Here is a 21,208-nt window from a genome sequence, read left to right on the forward strand (position 1 = left end):
TCACTGATATCAACGATTTCACTCCTTTATCACGGGTGTCTCGTAATGACGGACACTTTTCAAGACGCTCTCTTTTTATCCGGTTACTTTAACTGTCGCTTTTGCCAGCTTCTGACCACGGAGTAACGCCACAAACCATGAATCCCAAAGTAGCCGAGCAGGGCACAGACCACACCACAAATTAAACACCCGACAACCAATGAGGGGGCAATGGTTGACATCTGCTGCGTGATATAGCTCCAAGACAACTCAAAATGAAAATGTTGTGGTGGTTCATGGAGAACCCAAGCACCCAGCTTATAAGCAAAATAGAACAGGACCGGCATGGTGATTGGGTTACTCACCCAAACCAAGGCGACAGAAAGTGGAAGATTGACACCACATGCGATAGCCAGTCCAGCAGACATAATCATCTGACTGGGAAGCGGGACAAATGCCATAAATAAACCAACGGCAAAAGCACCAGCAGCTGAACGACGGTTCAGACACCATAAATTGGGGTTATACAACACGTTACCAAAGATTCTCAGGGCTTTTTGCCGTTTGATTAGTTCCCTGTCTGGTAAGAATCGCTTAATTAATTTTTTAGGCATATAAAACGATGGCTCTTATAAAAAACAACTGGTTGCTCAGTTCTTATTGTTTAACATTATTATCATCACCTTATTGGCCGAAGATGCCGGGTATGATTTATTGCTGGTGGGGTGTCTTGCTGCTGTTTTTTGCTCTCCGGATTCATCAATTGTGGTGCACAATCGGTATATGCACTGCGTTGATATTGGTATTGCTTCACGGAAATATATTTAAACGACAATCTGACATTCTATTCCAATCTAAGCACGATATTACCATAAACGTTAAAGTTGACAGCTTTTTTACAGCAAATAGTTTTGGCTATAGTGCGCGAGCGCAAGTGTTATCGATAAATAACACACCTATTAGGTGGTGGATGCAACCAAAAGTCAAGCTATATACCGCTGGTCAATACGACCCTGGTGATGTATTGAAAATGTCGGTAACGGTCAAACCGATTACAGGTTTACTCAATGAAGCAGGATTTGACAGTGAGCGCTATTTTTTCAGTCAAGGCATGGTTGCCAAAGTATTCGCCCGTTCTGATATTGAGGTGAAAAAGTCGGGAGACGCTTGGCGTTATCGGCTATTTCAGCAAGTGGCTCAGCAGCTCCGAGACGACTCGTTGAAAGGGATTATTCTGGCGCTTTCTTTTGCAAATCGTAATGATTTAAGCGAACAACAGTGGCGGGTCCTGAAAGAGAGTGGTTTAGCACATCTGATTGCTATCTCTGGTTTGCACATCGGTATTGCTTATTCATTTGGTTTTTTTCTTGGGATCCCCGTTTCTCGTTTAGGCCGACGCTGGTTATGGACTCCGGTTATCTTCGGTGGTTGTTCCGCTTTGGCTTATGCATGGTTAGCTGGTTTTTCACTGCCAACCCAACGGGCGATGCTGATGTTACTTATCCATATTGTATTCAGACTGAGTCATATTCGAATCAGTCTCAGAGAGCGATTCTTACTCACGTTAAGCGGCATGTTGACCATTCATCCGTTTGCCGGGGTTTCCGCCAGTTTCTGGATGTCGTTTGCGGCGGTTTTCTTTGTCCTGTATCTGGTGAATCAGGAAAGGGACGTCCTACATCGTGATCGGATTGGAAAACTGATACGACAGATGAAAGGGCATCTTGTATTAATGATCGGTATGTTGCCTGTCAGTGCATACTTTTTGGGTGGGGTGAGCCTGATTGCTCCCTTGTATAACTTGGTCTTTATTCCTTGGTTCAGTGTACTGGTGGTGCCTTTACTTTTTATCGGTTTGTGGGTCACGAGTTTTGGTGGCTCGGCCATACTGATATGGCAGGCGATTCATGGTTTACTTGAACCGGTTATGTGGGCAGCAAGTTTCGCTGGGCCGGCCTGGTTGTTTACACCTTCTCATCTTATCTATCGCTTGACTATTGCCACAGCGGTGGTGTTGTTTTGGCCTATCTTATCATCCCGTAGTCTCGGCTTTTTTCTGGTCATGATGTGTGGATTCTCCGTTGGGCGTGATACAACCACCGATTGGCAGATTGACATGCTGGATGTCGGCCATGGTCTATCCATCTTAATCGGGAGAAATGGACATTATATTCTCTATGATACGGGGAAAAGCTGGCCGGGTGGGAGTATCGTTGAGTCGGTGGTGACGCCTGTTTTAAGGCAGCGCGGGGTTCGTTATCTGGATGGTTTGATTCTCAGTCATTTGGATAATGATCATGCAGGTGGTCGTTTTGAACTTGAAAAAATCTGGCATCCTCAATGGAAACGAGCCAGTGAGTTTCTGCCGGGATATCAGCCTTGTGCTCAAGGGCATTCATGGCAGTGGCAAGCATTGACGTTTGATGTTTTATGGCCGCCGAAACGCGTTGTAAAAGCGGATAACGATGCTTCATGTACGATTCGGATTTCTGATGATGCAGGACATTCTGTGTTGTTGACCGGTGATATTGAAAAGGGCAGTGAATGGCAGATGTTACAGCAGGACCTGCCACTTGGCAGTGATGTGGTGATTGTGCCTCATCATGGCAGCTATACATCCTCTTCCTCTCTATGGGTGAAACGGGTCGGTGCCGAGTTAGCCATTGCTTCTTTGGCTGGGGTGAATCACTGGCATTTGCCCAATACGGGTGTTGTCAAACGCTATCAGCAAAATGGGACGCAATGGTTGGATACGGCCACGTCCGGTCAGGTTCGGATCATCATTTCCGGTAAAAAACGCGAGGTCAATACAATGCGCAGTAACGCCTTCTCGCCATGGTATAGGCAGACGCTGCGTAAACAGGTAGAATGGCGCGGTTATTCTCGATGAAAAGTACCATAGTATCTATGTCAAATATAAATGATGAAACGACTTGGCAAACGTTTAAGCGTCTTTGGGTTTATATCCGCTTATACAAGTCAGGTTTGTTTGTTGCCGTTATTGCTCTGATTATTAATGCTGCGTCGGATACCTATATGGTTTCCCTGCTCAAACCACTGTTGGATGAAGGTTTTGGTTCCACAGAATCTCATTTTCTGAAAATACTGCCCTTCATTATTTTAGTGATGATGTTGATTCGTGGATTCAGTGGCTTTGTATCATCTTATTGCCTGAGTTGGGTCTCCGGGAATGTCGTGATGATGATGCGACGTAAAATATTTAACCATTTCATGCATATGCCGGTGAGTTTCTTTGATCAGGAATCAACCGGTGGATTATTGTCAAGAATTACCTATGACACGGAACAGGTTGCCGGTGCGACGAGTCGGGCATTGGTCAGTATTGTCCGCGAGGGGGCCAGTATCGTGGGTCTGCTGGCATTGATGTTCTGGAATAGCTGGGAGTTATCTCTGGTTTTGATCGTGGTCGCGCCCGTTGTCGCTGTCGCTATCCGGATCGTGTCGAAACGGTTTCGGACAATATCAAGAAATATGCAGGATGCGATGGGGCAGGTAGCCTCGTCTGCCGAGCAGATGCTCAAAGGTCATAAAGTGGTGCTCAGCTATGGCGGTCATGATGTTGAATGCAAGCGTTTCGATGATGTGAGCAACCGGATGCGTCAACAGACGATGAAACTGGTCGCAGCTCAGGCAATCGCGAATCCTGTAATACAGATGATTGCTTCTGTGGCATTGGTGACGGTGTTGTTTTTAGCCAGTGTCGACTCGATTCGTTCCGAACTGACTCCCGGCACATTTACTGTGATTTTTTCTGCAATGTTTGGTTTGATGCGTCCATTAAAAGCGTTGACGAATGTCACGTCAGATTTTCAACGTGGGATGGCTGCCAGTCAGACATTATTCTCATTGATCGATCTGGAAACAGAAAAAGATACCGGTCGTTACGAAGCTGATGCTGTAACTGGATTGGTTCAAGTCAATGACGTGACGTTTACCTATCAGGGTAAAGAAAAGCCGACGCTTTCACATATTTCTTTTGCCATCAAACCGGGCAATACCGTTGCTTTGGTTGGTCGCTCTGGGTCGGGGAAAAGTACCATTGCCAGTTTATTTACCCGTTTTTATGATGTTGGTGATGGCGTGATTCAGTTAGACGGGCAAGATATCCGGGATTATAAATTGACCAATCTCAGAAAACATTTTGCGTTGGTTTCGCAAAATGTGCACCTGTTTAACGATACGATCGCCAATAATATCGCCTATGCTGCTGAAGGTATTTATACCCGGGAACAGATTGAACACGCAGCCCGGCAGGCGCATGCGATGGAATTCATTCAAAATATGCCCGCAGGTCTCGACACTTTGATCGGGGAGAATGGTGCCAGCCTGTCTGGCGGACAACGGCAGCGGATCGCAATCGCCCGGGCGTTGCTCAGAGATGCACCGGTTCTGATTCTGGATGAAGCGACATCTGCACTGGATACTGAATCAGAGCGGGCGATTCAGGAAGCGTTAGCGGAATTGCAGAAGAATAAGACGGTTCTGGTGATTGCACACCGGTTATCGACGATTGAAGAAGCCGATGAAATTTTGGTGATCGATGAAGGTGAAATTATCGAAAGAGGTCACCATATGGCGCTACTTGAAAAACATGGCGCCTATGCTCAACTTCATCGTACACAGTTTGGTAGCTAAATCGTGATTGAGGACATCTGGTTTAAACATCATATTGTCGGTCGGTTATTCGCACCGATTTTATGGCCGCTGAGTTTGCTGTATCGCAGGATCAGTGAAGCGCGCAGAAAAGCCTATCAACAAGGACGCAAGCCAATCTATCGTGCTCCTGTTCCGGTCATTGTTGTCGGTAATATTACCGCTGGAGGAAATGGTAAAACGCCAGTGGTTGTTTGGCTGGTGGAAGCATTACAACAGATGGGAATGACCCCGGGTGTCATTTCCCGGGGCTATGGCGGCAAAGCGCCACAATATCCATTACTGCTTACCCAAGAGACGCCCGTTCACCACTGTGGTGATGAACCGAAACTGATATATCAGCGAACAGGTGCACCTGTTGCCGTGGCGCCACACCGCGCAGATGCCGTGAAAGCATTGTTGACGCAAGGTGTAAATGTGGTGGTTGCCGATGATGGCTTACAGCATTATGCGCTGGCGCGGGATATTGAAATTGTGGTTGTTGATGGTCAACGACGATTTGGTAACCAGCGGTTTATTCCTTACGGCCCGTTGCGCGAGTCGCTACACCGACTGACATCGGTTGATTTCGTTATTAACAATGGCGGCACACCGGAATCGAATGAGATTCCAATGACGCTGACACCTCAGCAAGCTGTTCATCTTTGTTCCGGTACCCGTTGTGATGTTGCCCAATTAGGAAAATTAACCGCCATTGCAGGGATTGGTCATCCGTCCCGTTTTTTTCAGACATTACTGCATTTAGGCGCGTCTCTGGTTACGACCCGAGAATTTGCCGATCATTATCAATATCAGGCCCATGATATTGAAGGGATTGCAGAAGAAGCCGAACATGTCATCATGACGGAAAAAGATGCTGTGAAATGTCTTCCTTTTGCGCAAGATAACTGGTGGTATTTACCCGTATCTGCGACGTTCCAACCAGTGGATGCGCAAAACATATTACGATCAATTGAAGAGGTTATTAAACATTATGGATCACCGTCTGTTTGAAATTGTTGCCTGTCCGGTATGTAAAGGAAAATTGACCTATGATAAAGAGCAACAAGAGTTGATTTGTAAATTTGATCGGCTTGCATATCCCATTAAAGAGGGTATCCCTGTGTTGCTGGAGCCAGAAGCTCGAACTATGTCAATGGAAGAGGGGCGCTGATGACGACTGCCTATACTGTCGTGATTCCTGCACGTTACCAGTCTTCCCGGTTACCGGGAAAGCCACTGGCTGATATTGGCGGGAAGAGCATGATTCAGCGTGTTTATGAACAGGCGATTCAGTCTGGCGCTGAACGTGTTGTGGTCGCAACGGATGATGAAAGAATCGAACAAGCGGTGAAATCCTTCGGTGGACAAGTCTGTATGACGGGGGCTGAACATGAATCCGGTACGGAGCGGCTGGCGGAAGTTGTCCGAAAATTGTCGATTCCGGATGATCATATTGTGGTCAATGTTCAAGGGGATGAGCCGTTGATTCCGCCTGCAATTATTACGCAGGTGGCCGAGAATCTGGCAAGTCACAACGTTCCGATGGCAACACTCGCGGTTGAAATAACTGACCGAGAAGACGTGTTCAATCCTAATGTCGTCAAAGTTGTCACGGATCACCAAGGGTATGCACTCTATTTTAGCCGTGCAACCATTCCCTGGGATCGCGACCGATATGGTCAACAGCAGCCTGAAATTCATACACCATTATTACGGCATATCGGTCTCTATGCTTATCGTGCCGGATTTATTCAGACTTACATCCAGTGGGAGCCCAGCCAGCTGGAGAAAATTGAAAGTTTGGAACAACTACGCGTCCTTTGGTACGGTGAAAAGATTCACGTTGATGTTGCTTTAGAAACACCACCGATTGGGGTGGATACCGAGGCTGATTTGGCACACCTTCGCACCATCATCGCCCAAAATCACTAACCTCACGAACAGAAAAGAAACGGATGGGGAAATCCCATCCGTTTTGTACGGTGACCGCATGTTGTGCTCGCGGTTACGCTTTGTGGATTCAACTTTGTTACGGTGTTGAGAGCGGCGTCGTCTCCTTGCTGGGACAAACGGCCAACCGTTCTCGTCTGCCGGTATCTTTGACTTCTTCCAGAATGACCTCAAATCCCCATAAACGATGTAAATGTTTTAAAACTTCTTCATAGCTCGGATCGAGTGGAATACGGTCATGAGGAACGTACTGGAGCGAGAGGGAACGATCTCCCCGGATGTCAACATTGTAAACCTGAATGTTGGGTTCAATATTGCTCAGGTTGTACTGTGCTGCGAGCTTTTCTCTGACTTTCTGATAGCCCTGTTCATTATGAATTGAATTGACTTCAATAAAATTCTTGCGGTCATCATCTGTAATGGCAAATAGTTTGAAATCTCGAATGAGTTTAGGTGAGAGGTACTGACTGATAAAACTCTCATCTTTGAAATTTTTCATGGCAAAATGAACTGCATCCAGCCAATCGGTTCCGGCCAAATTCGGGAACCATTCTTTATCTTCCTCCGTTGGCTCTTGACAGATACGCTGAATATCTTTGAACATAGCAAACCCTAGTGCGTATGGGTTGATTCCACTATAGTTGGGGCTATTGTACGATGGCTGAGCAACCACACTGGTGTGACTGTGAAGAAATTCGAGAATGAATTTTTCGGAGACCAAACCTTCATCATAGAGGTGGTTTAAAATCGTATAGTGCCAGAACGTGGCCCATCCTTCATTCATGACCTGAGTCTGTTTCTGAGGATAAAAATATTGGCTGATTTTTCTGACAATTCGGACTATCTCGCGTTGCCACGATTCGAGTAAAGGTGCATGTTTTTCAATGAAATAGAGTATGTTTTCCTGTGGCTCACTTGGAAAGCGAATTCGCTCATTCTCAGATTTTGGTTCGGTTTTCGGGAGTGTTTTCCAGAGTTCATTCACCTGAGACTGTAAATACATCTCACGTTGTTCCTGACGAATTTTTTCCTCAGTAATCGATATTTTTTCCGGTCTTTTGTACCGATCCACACCGAAATTCATCAGGGCATGACACGAATCTAAAGTATCCTCGACTTCGGTGACGCCATACTTTTCTTCACACTCGCGGATGTAGTTTTTGGCGAATAGTAAGTAGTCGATGATCGAACTGGCATCTGTCCAAGCTTGAAATAGATAGTTCCCTTTAAAGAATGAATTATGCCCATAGCAGGCATGAGCCATCACCAGTGCTTGCATCGTGACGGTGTTTTCTTCCATCAGATAAGCAATGCAAGGGTCAGAATTGATGACAATCTCATAGGCTAATCCCATTTGGCCATGTTTATAACCTTGTTCTGTCTGAATGAATTTCTTCCCGAAAGACCAGTGGCTGTAATTGATCGGCATACCAATACTTGAGTAAGCATCCATCATTTGTTCAGACGTGATGACCTCTATCTGATTGGGATAGGTATCAAGACGATAATGCTCTGCAACCCGCTTGATTTCGATGTGATAGCGTTCGAGTAAATCAAAGGTCCAGTCCGGTCCGTCCGGGAGCCGTTTACTTTGGTGCTTGTCAGGTGTCGACTTTGTTTTGGTTACCATTCAAAAGTCCCTCCTAAGCTGTTGTTTCTTTCTGAAACAATTCCCTGAATACGGGGAAAATATCATCCACGGACTGAATATTTTTCATGGCAAAGTTATCAAAACTTGCCTGTAACTTTTCATATTCATGCCAGAGTGTCTGATGAGAGCGGTGTGTGATTTCAATATATGCGTAATATTGACAGCAGGGTAGTAGGTTTTCAGTGAGTACTGAACGACAGCGAGGGGAGTCATCGGCCCAGTTATCACCGTCAGATGCTTGCGCTGCGTAGATATTCCACTGATTAACCGGATAACGTTCTTCCACGATTTCATGCATCAATTTGAGGGCACTGGATACAATGGTTCCTCCGGTTTCTTGTGAGTAGAAAAACTCATGTTCATCCACTTCTTTTGCTTGCGTATGATGACGGATGAATACCACTTCAACATTTTTGTACGTCCGGGTTAAAAATAGATAGAGCAGGACATAAAAACGTTTCGCAATATCTTTAGTCGCCTGATCCATTGAGCCTGAAACATCCATCAGACAAAACATGACGGCTTGACTGGAAGGGATAGGACGTTTCTCATAGTTTTTATAACGTAAATCGAACGTATCAATAAATGGGACTTGATCGATCTTTTTACGGATATCCAGGATTTCCTGTTGGAGGCGCTTCTCTTCCAGTGGTTGTGCCGGCTCCAGATCCTGAATTTCTGCCAGTGTTTCTTCGAGCTCGTGAAGCAGACGACGTTTTCCGGAAGTCATGGCAGTTCTTCTTGCCAGTGATTGTTGCAGTGAACGCACAATCGAAATATTGGCCGGGACACCTGCCGTTTGATAGCCGGAACGATGCGTTTTCCATTCGACGATGCGATTGACTTGCTGTTTCTTCAGATTCGGCAAAGCCAAGTCGTCAAATAAGATATCCAGATATTCATCTTTGGATATCTGGAAAACAAAGTCATCGCTGCCTTCACCATCGGCACTGGCATCTCCCTGACCGGATCCGCTGCCGCCCCCTTGTTGTGGACGGTCTATTTTATCACCTGTGATAAATTGATCATTTCCGGGATGCACTCGTTCTTTCAGGCCACCTTTCCCTTCGTGAAAACTTGGCTCTTTAATGTCTTTACTGGGGATTGCGATGTCTTCCCCTGATTCGGTATTGGTAATTGAGCGACGATTTACCGCATCCGCAATCGACTCTTTGATTTGTTGTTTGTGGCGGCGGAGAAAACGTTGGCGATTCACCGCACTCTTATTTTTACCATTTAATCTTCTGTCAATAAATTGCGCCATGAATATCCCCTTTACTTAACATCACCGAACAACAACCCAGTCGGGTCTATGAGTTGTCGTGTGGCTCTCTCAGCACGGAGGCAGCAGCGGTTGATAACCGTATTTCTCAACGCGCTATCGTCGAATTGCACCTCTTTCAAGTTGACGTATCATAACATTTGAAAGTGATGTTTTTTGACGTCAGCCTCCGATCACCGAGCGTATGGTGTAAGATGACTATGACGATTTACGAACACGTAAATACCATTCGGATAACAATCTGACTTGTTTCTCGGTATAGCCTTTTTCCATCATCCGCGCGACGAAATCATCATGTTTTCTCTGTTCTTCAGAGGATGTTTTCGTATTGAAAGAAATAACCGGTAAGAGCTCCTCTGTATTGGAGAACATTTTTTTCTCAATGACAGTGCGTAGTTTTTCATAACTGGTCCATACAGGATTTTTACCACTGTTATTCGCTCTGGCACGTAAAACAAAGTTAACGATTTCATTCCGGAAATCTTTTGGATTACTGATACCGGCAGTTTTTTCTATTTTTTCCAGCTCACTATTGAGAGCGGAGCGATCAAACAGTTGACCGGTTTCCGGATCGCGATATTCCTGATCCTGAATCCAAAAGTCAGCATAAGTGACATAACGGTCAAAAATGTTTTGGCCATATTCAGAATAAGACTCCAGATAAGCGGTCTGGATCTCTTTGCCGATGAACTCAACGTATCTTGGTACCAGATAACCTTTGAGATACTCGAGATACCGTTCGGCAGTATCTTGAGGGAACTGCTCCCGCTCTATCTGCTGTTCGATGACATAAAACAGATGCACTGGGTTGGCCGCAACTTCTGTCTGATCAAAGTTGAACACCCGGGAAAGTATCTTGAAGGCAAAACGAGTGGATAATCCGTTCATCCCTTCATCAACCCCGGCATAGTCTCGATACTCCTGATAGCTCTTCGCTTTGGGGTCGGTATCTTTGAGTGTCTCGCCATCGTATACCCGCATTTTGGAGAAAATGGACGAGTTTTCCGGTACTTTGAGGCGAGATAAAACACTAAATTGTGCCAGTGTTTCTAAGGTGCTCGGTGAGCATGGCGCAAGAGAAAGTTCGCTGTGATCCAATAGTTTTTGATAGATTTTGACTTCTTCCGATACGCGTAAGCAGTAAGGCACTTTGACGATATAAACCCGGTCAAGGAATGCTTCGTTGTTTTTATTGTTCCGGAATGCTTGCCATTCTGACTCATTCGAGTGAGCGAGGATCATGCCTTCAAATGGCAAGGCGGATAAACCTTCCGTGCCGTTATAGTTGCCTTCCTGAGTCGCTGTCAGCAGGGGATGCAGCACTTTAATTGGTGCTTTAAACATCTCGACAAATTCCATCAAGCCCTGATTGGAGCGGCAAAGTGCGCCAGAATAGCTATACGCATCCGGATCATCTTGAGAGAAATGTTCCAGTTTACGAATATCAACCTTACCAACTAATGAAGAAATGTCTTGGTTGTTTTCATCTCCCGGTTCGGTTTTTGCAATAGCAACTTGATCCAGTATTGATGGGCGTAATTTGACGACTTTGAATTTAGTGATATCTCCTCCAAATTCATGCAGTCGTTTGGCTGCCCATGGGGACATAATGCTCCGGAGATAGCGTTGATCAATACCGTATTCGGTTTTGAGTAGTTCACCGTCTTCACTGATATCGAACAGGCTGAATGGATGATCATTCACCGGACTACGTTGCCCGTTTGCACTGAGTACATAGATGGGCATCTGTTGCATTAATGATTTTAGTTTTTCTGCAAGTGATGATTTACCCCCCCCGACAGGGCCGAGTAAATAGAGAATTTGTTTCCGTTCTTCAAGCCCTTGAGCAGCATGTTTCAGATAAGAAACGATCTGCTCAATAGATTCTTCCATCCCGTAAAAGTCTTTAAAGGTATCATAACGAGAAATCACCCGATTCGAGAAAATACGGCTCAAACGGGGATCTTTTGATGTATCGATAACTTTAGGCTCACCAATGGCTAATAGTAGACGCTCGGCAGCGTTGGCATAGGCACTTTTATCTTCTTTACATAATTGTAAGAAGTCTTGTAGTGATATCTCTTCTTCCTTCGCTGCTTCATAACGCGCTTGAAAATGGTCGAATATACTCATAGCTCATTCCCTCTAAAATGTCTTGACGACATGTCAACGCTTCAACACAAATCGCACACTCCTTAAGACTAGTCGCTAATTAGCAATTCTGCTTAAAAAATATGCGTTTAATCAAAAAAATTGGCCTGCGTCATACTGGGTGTTTAAATGATTTGTTAAATGAATGTTTTATCAATTTAACAAAAAATTGCGCACGGTGGAGGGCATCGAATGGCCTCGATAGAAAGGAGATGGTTTTCGTTTGAGTGATGAATTCGATTGATCGAGTTTTCGGGCGATCCCTAGGTTATCGCCCGGATTTGCATGATGAGTTAAGCGTTAAAAATCTGCTGAAATTCAGAGACAGAGAGGTGATATTGACGGGGACACGACTGCCATTTCGCTGCCATACGACGGTATTTATCCAGCATGGGCACCTGACTGTTAAACTGGTGCTCACCCTGTTCAAAGTGGGTATATAACCCTTCGGAGTTGACTAAAAAGCGAACATAGTGAACCAATTGCGTTTCTGTTGATAAATCAAAGCCTAAAAATAGCAGGCGTCTTGAATCAATCTTGTCTTGATCTCCTTCAGTCAACTGCTTATAGGACTCTTGCATCGCATGGTACATTTCCATGATATTGATGATTTCACTGCATTCATTCTCTGGCAAACAGCCGAATTCTTTATCCAGCTCCCGGATGTGCAATTCATAACCACGTTCAATAATTGTTCTGAAACGCTTATATTTTTCAGCATTTTCTGGGTCAAGCTGTGTCATCAATAAATATTGATTGGATAGGATAAGGCGTTGAGCATTGGTCATTTCCATATCAAATTCCTACTCGAATGATAAAAAATTGTTATCAGTAGAGTAACGTGAATTGTGTGCCTGAAACATGATCTCAATACAGATTTTATTGGATTTGTATGATTTGATTACCGAAATGTTGCATTTCTGAACATCTCGGTAAGTTTGGTTTTTCGTGGTTAATATTTCACATTGGCATGATATTGACTCAAAATTGAAACGATATTATCCATCGTCTCTTTTGACGGGGGCTGAACACCATCAAGGGGGTAGTCTATGCCCATGGCTTCCCATTTATGCGCCCCGAGTTTGTGATAGGGGAGAAGCTCTATTTTCTCAATATTATCCATGTCTTGAATAAATTGACCTAACTGATGAGCAGCATCTTCATCGTCAGTATATCCGGGCACAATCACATAGCGAATCCATGTTGTCTGACCGATTTTATGCAGGTAGCGGGCGAAGTCTAACGTTCGGTGATTGGATACACCGATGAGCTTTTGGTGAATCTCATCCTGCATGTGTTTGATATCCAGCATCACTAAATCGGTGACGTCAAGCAGTTCATCAATGACGGGTGTATGTTTGCGGACATAGCCATTGGTATCAAGGCAGGTATGCATTCCTTCTGCTTTGGCAGCCCTGAAAAAATCTCTGACAAATTCAGGTTGTAGAACTGCTTCCCCACCAGAACAGGTTACACCACCACCCGATGCATTCATAAAATGGCGGTAAGATTTGGCTTCTTGAATGATATCTTCGACAGAAATCAGTTTTCCTGCATGAACGTCCCAAGTATCTCTGTTATGGCAATACATGCAGCGCATCAAACACCCTTGCATGAACACAATGAAACGAATACCCGGGCCATCAACGGTGCCACATGTCTCAAAAGAATGGATACGACCTAGAGTTGACATGATGATTTCTCTTTGGAGGATTTACCCGTCATTTTATTACATTTCCATGCAATGATATAGATCTAAGTCACCAGACCATGCTGAATGCCTGCGTTTTTTGAGCACTGATTTTTGAATGAGTCAGACTCAAAAATCATGTTGTTTTGAATCCTTTTAATTCTGATTCTCATACCAGAAGAGTTGCGCGAATGGCGGCCTCTACAGCCCAAACGCTTAGCCTATTTTTCTGTATAAAGTTGTAGTAATTTTGTGACGCGTGTAATAAATTTGTTGATGACAAAAGGATTGATATTGGTCCAAAAAATTTGCTTTTTAAAACTCTGACTTGAGTGAAGGATATTGTGGTCATGGATGTACTGAAATTATCGCAAAAGCGGAAGATTGCTATTTTTATTGTTGTTTTATGTTTTGGTTTTTTAGCGATGGGGGGATTTATTGCACGGAAGTTATCAATGATGACATCTCAGTATGATCTGAGTGGGGGGATTTCTCAGGGGACAACCAAGTTATATGCCTCTCAGACAAAATTATTGTCTCTGGCTGCAGAAAGGAATGCGCTCCAGATCAAAGATGTTGCTCGCGTGACTGAATTACTGACAGAATTGAGTCACGATATCGATAAGGACGTGATTTTTCTTAAAAATGCCGGTTTTGAGCGTGAAGGTAAGATGCTCTTTGAAGCCATGAGCCGATTTGAAAACGCGATGCATCCTTGGCTGAAAACTAAATCTGAATTGGGTTTTAACTTCAGTGAGGGGAAAGAGGGTGAATTGACGGAGCTCGCAGCGCAGATCGAGGCAAAGATTGAAGAGACCGGGATGGTGACGATTCGTTCTGATTTTCGGGCGATGATCAAAGCTCAGCAAAATTATCTATTGTCACCCAATGATAAAAATCTCAAGTTATTCAACCGTGCGATGGCGACCTTTATCAACACCTCTAAACTTTACGCAGCGCTGTCGAGCTATCAATCGGAAGTTGACCGATTTAAACAGACCTTTGCACGGGTTGGTGAATTGTCTCAGCAAGTAGAAAATTATGAACTGGAACTCTCGGCATCAGAACAAGCCGTTCAGCAACTAATTCAGAATGCTTCAGAGCAATTAAAAACAGTCAGTCGTGATTATCAGCAGACCGCTCATCGGGAGGCGACACAAACATTATGGTCGGTGATGGCAGCTTGTGCAGCGCTTGCTGCGATTACCATTGCCATCTTTATTACCCTGAGATTATCTCTGACGCGCGCGCTGACGCAGACAAAAACCTTTCTGGATGCGTTGTCTCAAGGTGATTTATCAAAGCGGTTACCGATCTCGGCCAATCCTGAGGATGAGTTTAATCAACTGGCTATCGCTTTGAATGATAGTTGTGAACATCTAGGAGTGTTGGTGAATCAGGTACAGAAAAACAGTCAAGCACTGTCTGGTGACGCGGCTGATCTCAATGATGGTTTAGACCAGCTCATGTCCTCCCAGACCCAGATCGTCCGTCAAACTGATTTGCTTGCTTCTGCGACGGAGCAAGTCAGTGTTACGACTCAGGAAGTTAGTAACTCACTTGAGTTTGTGGCGGATGTGAGCCAAGCATCAACCACAGCAGCACTGTCAGGGGGCGAAATTATTGAGACGGCTATTCAGTCCATTCAGGATGTCGGCAATATTTTGAATTCAGCGGCCGGGCATATTCAGCAGCTTGAGTCGGCTTCAGAGAAAGTTGATGCCGTGATGGACATTATCAATGGGATTGCTGAACAGACCAATTTACTGGCTTTAAATGCTGCGATTGAAGCTGCCCGGGCTGGTGAACAGGGACGGGGTTTTGCTGTTGTTGCTGATGAAGTCCGCAACCTCGCTGTCAAAACTGTCGATGCTGTATCTGAGATAACCGAAACCATTGAGACGATGAAACGTGAAAGTGCAGAAGTGATTCAGTATATCTCTGAGTCTGAAGGTTCAATGAAACGTGGGCAAGAGCAGGGACAGGAAGCGATACAGGCGCTTTCTCATATCACTGAAAAAACCAGTGAAGCCGCCAATCAGACAGTCATGATTTTTGAATCAATTAAAGAATTAGCGGTCACCAGTCACTCGATGGCCGATAACATGGTACAGATTTCATCTTCGATGAAAAACTTAGAAGAGAATAATCAACGGCTCAGAAAAACCAGCAAGGTTGTGGCTCAGCGTTCAACTCATCTTTCTGAGGATTGTCAGCGTTTTGCGGTATAAGTTCAGTGTTTATTATTGAGTTTTCACATTAACTGAGATTGATAAAAAAGAAACCTCCGGCAAAACCGGAGGTTTCTCATATGCGCCTATAAGGCTCTCCTACCAGCAGCGCCCTAGCAGGCGTATATGATCTGACATTTGTATTCGACTATTTCTTGCCGCCCGTCAACGAGCTTCCTAGATATGGGAGCGATAGCTGCTCTCTCATTTTGTCCTCATACAACTGTAATCTTAGCGGTAAGCTTTACGGGCCCCCAACCTAGCTGAGGGTTTTCTTTGCACAATAAAAAAGCTCCCCGAAGGGAGCTTTTTTTATCAGGACTCGATTTTAATCAGGTCTCAATGCTTAAAGCGTTTCAGTGAAAGTACGTGCAATCACATCAGCTTGTTGTTCTGCTGTCAGAGAATTAAAGCGAACAGCATAACCTGATACACGGATGGTCAGCTGTGGGTACTTCTCAGGGTGTTTCACAGCGTCTTCCAGTGTTTCACGGTTCAAGACGTTGACGTTCAAGTGTTGACCACCTTCAAGGCCTGTATCGTGGTGGAAGTAACCATCCATTAGACCGGCAAGGTTAGAACGTTGCGCATCGGTATCTTTACCAAGTGCATTTGGCACGATAGAGAAGGTATAAGAGATACCGTCTTTTGCGTGAGCAAATGGCAGTTTACCGACGGAAGTCAGTGATGCGACCGCGCCTTTTTCATCACGACCATGCATTGGGTTTGCACCCGGTGCAAATGGTGCACCAGCACGACGTCCATCAGGTGTGTTCCCGGTTTTCTTACCATACACAACGTTTGATGTAATGGTCAGAATTGACTGTGTAGGAACAGCATCACGGTAAGTTTTCAGTGAACGGATTTTGTTCATGAAGACTTCAACCAATTGACATGCAATGTCATCAACACGTGGGTCATTGTTACCAAATTTAGGATAGTCACCTTCGATCTTGAAGTCGGTCGCAATACCATCTTCATCACGGATAGGTGTAACTTTCGCATATTTGATAGCTGACAGAGAATCGGCTGCAACAGACAGACCCGCAATACCACAAGCCATGGTGCGTTTGACATTCAGGTCATGCAATGCCATCAGAGAAGCTTCGTAGCTGTATTTGTCATGCATGAAGTGAATCGCATTCAGAGCGGTGACATAATTTTTTGCCAGCCAATCCATGAAGTGATCCATTTTTTCCCACAACTCATCATAGTCCAGAACTTCAGAGGTGATTCTTTCTAGTTTTGGACCAACTTGAATTTTCAGTTTTTCGTCAATACCACCGTTAATGGTATAGAGCATAGTTTTTGCCAGGTTGGCACGAGCACCGAAGAACTGCATTTGTTTACCAACAACCATTGGTGACACACAACATGCAATTGCATAATCATCAGACTCAAAGTCAGGGCGCATCAAATCATCATTTTCATATTGGATTGATGATGTGTCGATAGAGACTTTCGCACAGAAACGTTTGAAGCCTTCTGGTAGCTGTTCTGACCAAAGTACAGTAATGTTTGGCTCTGGTGATGGGCCCATTGTGTACAGGCTGTTCAGGAAGCGGAAGTTGGTCCGAGTGACCAGAGTCCGTCCGTCAAGTCCCATACCACCGATAGACTCTGTTGCCCAGATTGGGTCGCCAGAGAATAATTCATCATATTCAGGCGTACGTAAGTAACGAACCATACGCAGTTTCATGACGAAGTGGTCAATCATTTCTTGAGCACTTTCTTCAGTCAATTTACCAGCGGCAATATCACGCTCTAGGAAAATATCGAGGAACGTTGATGTACGACCCAGAGACATCGCAGCGCCGTTTTGAGATTTTACAGCAGCCAGATAACCGAAGTAAGTCCATTGAATTGCTTCTTGAGCTGTTTCAGCAGGGCGTGAGATATCACAGCCATATTTAGCCGCCATTTCTTTGATTTGGCCAAGAGCTCGGTGTTGTTCCACAATTTCTTCACGTAACTGCATTGTCATATGCAGATCTTCACCCGATTCAAATTTCTCTTGTAGAGAAGTGAACTGAGCGAATTTATCTTTCATCAGGAAGTCAATACCGTACAGTGCAATACGACGGTAGTCACCAATAATACGACCACGACCATAAGCATCTGGCAAACCAGTTAAGACACCTGATTTACGGCATTTAATAATTTCAGGTGTATAGATATCGAATACACCTTGGTTGTGTGTTTTACGGTACTCGGTAAAGATTTTTTTCACTTGAGGGTCAAGTTCACGGCCATAAGCCTGGCATGAACCTTCAACCATACGGATACCACCGTTTGGAATGATGGCACGTTTTAATGGTGCATCAGTTTGCAAACCAACGATTGTTTCTAAATCTTTATTGATGTATCCCGCATCGTGTGCAGTGATGGTAGAAATAACGGAAGTGTCAAAATCAACAGGAGCGTGAGTTGAGTTTTCTTGTTTGATACCTTTCATGACTGCGGCCCATAGAGAATTGGTCGCTTCGGTACCTTCAGAAACTAGGAAAGATTCGTCACCTTCATAAGGTGTGTAGTTCTTTTGAATAAAGTCACGAACGTTAACTTCGTTTTGCCAATCGCCTGCGACAAAACCTTCCCAAGTTTTAGCAAATTGCTCTGCCATGATATACCTACCTTTATATAGTAGAGAAAAACACGTACTGATTTAGCTGTTGAGCCAGCTTGTCTTTTTTGTTGAAAAAGGCATCAGTACACTCTTCGAATAACAATATGATTGAACACCTGAATGTATACATCAGTCTGACCAATCATATTGCGACTCTTACCACGAACCTCATCGTATGGATCGTAGCTTAGGATAAAAAAAACATACAAACCTTAAACTAAATCAATAAAACTTAAAAAATAGGAATAAATTTTGGGGTCATATTGACTTGCACAATCGATTAATGTTTCAGAATAGACGGTGCAAAATCCGTCTTCTCAGTATAGATGCTATTAGTAAAAGTCCCAGTCCTACGGGGGCGACCATAATCCGATACTATTTTGGCGATGTTTAGTTCCTTAGACCTGTGCAACATTGATTCTATCCCACCAATTTTATTTTATCGGTAGGTTGTGATAATGAGATGAAGAATTGGTTCATGGATCCAAAACAAAAGGCCTCACAAATGAGGCCGGTCAGGTCAGTCGGTAGCATGATGCCTGCGGTAGGGTTACTGAAGATTAAATGTGCTCCAGATTGGCGCATGGTCTGACGGTTTTTCAATCCCTCTCAATTCATAATCGATCCCTGCTTCCTGACATTGTTGAGAGAGCGCTGCTGTGGCGAGGATGACATCAATTCTGAGCCCTCGATTATCATCAAATCCGCGTGAGCGATAATCAAACCATGAATATTGTTCTGTTGCATCAGGGTGGCGATAGCGGAAGGTATCAACCAATCCCCAGTTGAGCAGTGTTGCAAACCATTCCCGCTCTTCGGGTTGGAACGAACATTTGCCGGTTTTTAGCCAGCGTTTTCGGTTCACCTCCCCGATACCGATATCCAAATCGATCGGACTAATGTTGACATCTCCCATGACCACAAGGTGATCATCCGGCTGGTGATTCGCAGACAGATAACCCATCAGATCCTGATAGAATTGGCGTTTGTAGGGGAATTTCGTTTCGTGAGTAATATTTTCCCCCTGAGGGAAATAACCATTGAGAACGGTAAACGGTTTACCACTCGGCGTTTGGAATGTCGCCATGATCATGCGTTTTTGATGCTCAGGGGTATCGCCGGGGAATCCATATTGTACGGAGACGGGTGTTTGCTTGCAGAGTAAAGCAACGCCATAGTGTGCTTTTTGACCATAATAGAAAACCTGATATCCCATGCTTTCCAGATCAGCCAGCGGAAAGACTTCATCGTGAACTTTTGTCTCCTGAAGTCCGATAATATCAGGCTGGTGCTTGTCGATAAGAGCCTGCAACTGATGAAGACGAGCTCTGAGTCCATTGATATTAAAACTAACCAATTTCATGATAAATATCCTTGAATTCTATTGAACAAGCAATGTTAACAGTCTGTTGTTTATCTGCAACTGTTCGCTATCTGCAAACTTTGCGCGGAGAGTCTGAATGAAATCACCAAGCATTCAGCAATGTTATACTTCGGTTGCAGGATTTAATTTGTTTTTGAGGTCGGCTGCCACCATCTGGATCGCTTCCAGAGCAACGACTGGGTCGATGGCATTGGATTCAAGCAGGTAAATCAAATCGACTGCAAGCTGTACGGGTTCAGGTGCCTGTTCTAAAGGGGGGTGTTGGTCATTCATTTGAAGCCTTTTCTCTCTCTGGCGGTAATTTTATTCTCAATGCGATTTTTGGATTGTTGGCAGCGGATCAGACGTTGTTCCAGTGTCAGAATGGCCTGCTGACAAGACTTTTTCTCTGCCAGACTCATGGGGTTGATTTCAAGCTGCTGTTCTTTCTCAAAGATCATTTCCTGCAAACGCCTTTCCCAGTCCTGATGTTGCGCTAATTCTTGATAAAGAGAACTGATTGATGTTTGACGAGGCAAACCATGACTCTCTTTTTTCCTCAACTCAGCGGTAGCAAGCTCTCTCTTAATTGCATTCAACTGATTCAGGAGCCGTTCTGTCAGGTAAGTGGCTTGGGTTGTTGTCAGACGTTGATGTTCCTGACTCTGCACAATTTCATGATATGTATTTTTAAGTTCGGTAATACAAGGTACCAGCAAAAGAGACTTGCAGCGGAACAGCTGTGGGTCAAACAGCGGATTATGTTGTTCTCCACGCTGTTCATCGAGTTTGATGGCTTGCTGTTCTAAAGAAAAAATCAAGTCATGTAAACGAGACAGATCAATCATAATGTATCAAACCATGCATGATATCCCAGCCGAATTGCGAGGATACTGACGACCAGAATAAAAACCGGCCGAATCAATGATGTTCCGAAACGAATCGCGGAATGGGCACCGACATAAGCACCAATCATCAGACAGACCCCCATGGTCAGCCCAAGTACCCAATTAATATGACCTAAAATTGCAAATGTCACCAGCGATGTCACGTTACTGGTTAAGTTCATGGCTTTGGCGAGACCGGAGGCAAATAAAATATTGAGTCGGTAAAGTGCCATCGAAGAGACTACCCAGAATGCACCGACGCCGGGGCCTGCGATGCCATCATAGAAACCGAGACTTAAGCCCTGTGGGATCTGCTTGAGTTTACTCTGTGGCGGTATATTTGGATCCGTATGTAACTTACCGTGCTGCGGGTGATAAAAAATCGTATACAGAGCTGTCGCCAGAATAATGATGGGGAGCACTTTATCCAGTAATGCGGTGCTGATGAAATCAACGATGAGTGTCCCGATAATGGCACCGACGAATGTTGAAACGAAAACATGTTTCCAGGCTGCGGGGTGAAACATTTTTTTGCGGTAATAGGTAAAGGCTGCTGTTGATGTTGCGAAAGTTGCGGCGACCTTATTGGTCCCTAAGGCCACATGAGGCGGAAGCCCGAGAGATAATAACGCCGGGACGGTTAACATACCCCCACCACCGGCAATGCCATCAATAAACCCGGCGACAAAAGCAACAACTGCCAAGACAATTAAAAGCGTCGGCTCCAGAAAATCCATTAATT

At 44.6% G+C, this 21,208-nt stretch carries 17 protein-coding genes; 6 read left to right on the plus strand and 11 right to left on the minus strand.

The window, feature by feature from the left end; all coding sequences use genetic code 11:
- Positions 1-83 precede the first annotated feature (83 nt).
- Positions 84-593, minus strand: a complete 510-nt coding sequence (locus OCU60_RS06715) for a DUF2062 domain-containing protein (RefSeq protein WP_021020117.1) — start codon at positions 591-593, stop codon at positions 84-86.
- Positions 594-685: 92 nt separating this feature from the next.
- On the opposite strand from OCU60_RS06715, the gene OCU60_RS06720 reads away from it, so the two are divergent.
- From OCU60_RS06720 to kdsB, 5 genes are read left to right on the plus strand one after another with little or no spacing between them, the layout of a single operon-like run.
- Positions 686-2,869, plus strand: coding sequence for a DNA internalization-related competence protein ComEC/Rec2 (locus tag OCU60_RS06720; protein WP_370738685.1), 2,184 nt, complete (start codon positions 686-688; stop codon positions 2,867-2,869).
- A 17-nt stretch (positions 2,870-2,886) separates the two neighbouring features.
- On the plus strand, positions 2,887-4,635 hold the full coding sequence (msbA, locus tag OCU60_RS06725; RefSeq protein ID WP_074373835.1) for a lipid A ABC transporter ATP-binding protein/permease MsbA: 1,749 nt from the start codon (positions 2,887-2,889) through the stop codon (positions 4,633-4,635).
- Positions 4,636-4,638: 3 nt separating this feature from the next.
- A complete protein-coding gene (lpxK, locus tag OCU60_RS06730; protein ID WP_074373836.1) occupies positions 4,639-5,646 on the plus strand; it encodes a tetraacyldisaccharide 4'-kinase in 1,008 nt (335 codons plus the stop codon).
- A complete protein-coding gene (locus OCU60_RS06735; protein WP_074373837.1) occupies positions 5,627-5,806 on the plus strand; it encodes a Trm112 family protein in 180 nt (59 codons plus the stop codon). Before lpxK ends, OCU60_RS06735 begins: the two co-directional genes overlap by 20 nt.
- The gene (kdsB, locus tag OCU60_RS06740; protein ID WP_074373838.1) at positions 5,806-6,567 is read left to right on the plus strand and encodes a 3-deoxy-manno-octulosonate cytidylyltransferase; all 762 of its coding nucleotides are present in this window, start codon (positions 5,806-5,808) and stop codon (positions 6,565-6,567) included. Before OCU60_RS06735 ends, kdsB begins: the two co-directional genes overlap by 1 nt.
- Before the next feature lie 97 nt (positions 6,568-6,664).
- On the opposite strand, the gene OCU60_RS06745 is transcribed toward kdsB, so the two are convergent.
- The 5 genes from OCU60_RS06745 to pflA all read right to left on the minus strand — a co-directional run bounded on the left by OCU60_RS06745 (position 6,665) and on the right by pflA (position 13,362).
- On the minus strand, positions 6,665-8,215 hold the full coding sequence (locus OCU60_RS06745) for a SpoVR family protein (RefSeq protein WP_074373839.1): 1,551 nt from the start codon (positions 8,213-8,215) through the stop codon (positions 6,665-6,667).
- A 13-nt stretch (positions 8,216-8,228) separates the two neighbouring features.
- Positions 8,229-9,500, minus strand: a complete 1,272-nt coding sequence (locus tag OCU60_RS06750; protein ID WP_074373840.1) for a YeaH/YhbH family protein — start codon at positions 9,498-9,500, stop codon at positions 8,229-8,231.
- Positions 9,501-9,716: 216 nt separating this feature from the next.
- Complete coding sequence (locus OCU60_RS06755) at positions 9,717-11,651, minus strand: PrkA family serine protein kinase (protein ID WP_074373841.1); 1,935 nt, start codon at positions 11,649-11,651, stop codon at positions 9,717-9,719.
- A gap of 311 nt (positions 11,652-11,962) precedes the next feature.
- The gene (locus OCU60_RS06760; RefSeq protein WP_074373842.1) at positions 11,963-12,463 is read right to left on the minus strand and encodes a YfbU family protein; all 501 of its coding nucleotides are present in this window, start codon (positions 12,461-12,463) and stop codon (positions 11,963-11,965) included.
- Between the two features lie 158 nt (positions 12,464-12,621).
- Positions 12,622-13,362 (minus strand): pyruvate formate lyase 1-activating protein, encoded by a 741-nt coding sequence (gene pflA / locus OCU60_RS06765; protein WP_074373843.1) that lies wholly within the window; start codon positions 13,360-13,362, stop codon positions 12,622-12,624.
- A gap of 347 nt (positions 13,363-13,709) precedes the next feature.
- On the opposite strand from pflA, the gene OCU60_RS06770 reads away from it, so the two are divergent.
- Entirely contained in the window at positions 13,710-15,590 is a 1,881-nt protein-coding gene (locus OCU60_RS06770; protein ID WP_074373844.1) for a methyl-accepting chemotaxis protein, read from the plus strand.
- A gap of 346 nt (positions 15,591-15,936) precedes the next feature.
- Here OCU60_RS06770 and pflB read toward each other — a convergent pair whose 3' ends face one another.
- The 5 genes from pflB to OCU60_RS06795 form a co-directional block, all read right to left on the minus strand.
- Positions 15,937-18,213, minus strand: coding sequence for a formate C-acetyltransferase (gene pflB / locus OCU60_RS06775; protein WP_074373845.1), 2,277 nt, complete (start codon positions 18,211-18,213; stop codon positions 15,937-15,939).
- 553 nt (positions 18,214-18,766) lie between these two features.
- Entirely contained in the window at positions 18,767-19,579 is an 813-nt protein-coding gene (gene xthA, locus OCU60_RS06780) for an exodeoxyribonuclease III (RefSeq protein WP_074373846.1), read from the minus strand.
- A 123-nt stretch (positions 19,580-19,702) separates the two neighbouring features.
- Entirely contained in the window at positions 19,703-19,873 is a 171-nt protein-coding gene (locus OCU60_RS06785; protein ID WP_074373847.1) for a DUF2496 domain-containing protein, read from the minus strand.
- Positions 19,870-20,427 carry a primosomal replication protein PriC gene (gene priC, locus OCU60_RS06790; RefSeq protein WP_074373848.1) on the minus strand — a complete coding sequence of 186 codons (558 nt, stop codon included), beginning with the start codon at positions 20,425-20,427 and terminating at the stop codon, positions 19,870-19,872. Before priC ends, OCU60_RS06785 begins: the two co-directional genes overlap by 4 nt.
- Positions 20,424-21,203, minus strand: coding sequence for a sulfite exporter TauE/SafE family protein (locus OCU60_RS06795; RefSeq protein WP_074373849.1), 780 nt, complete (start codon positions 21,201-21,203; stop codon positions 20,424-20,426). The genes priC and OCU60_RS06795 overlap by 4 nt, the downstream gene beginning before the upstream one ends.
- Between the last annotated feature and the right edge of the window lie 5 nt (positions 21,204-21,208).

It is taken from the genome of Vibrio spartinae (genome assembly GCF_024347135.1).
Lineage (GTDB): Bacteria > Pseudomonadota > Gammaproteobacteria > Enterobacterales > Vibrionaceae > Vibrio > Vibrio spartinae.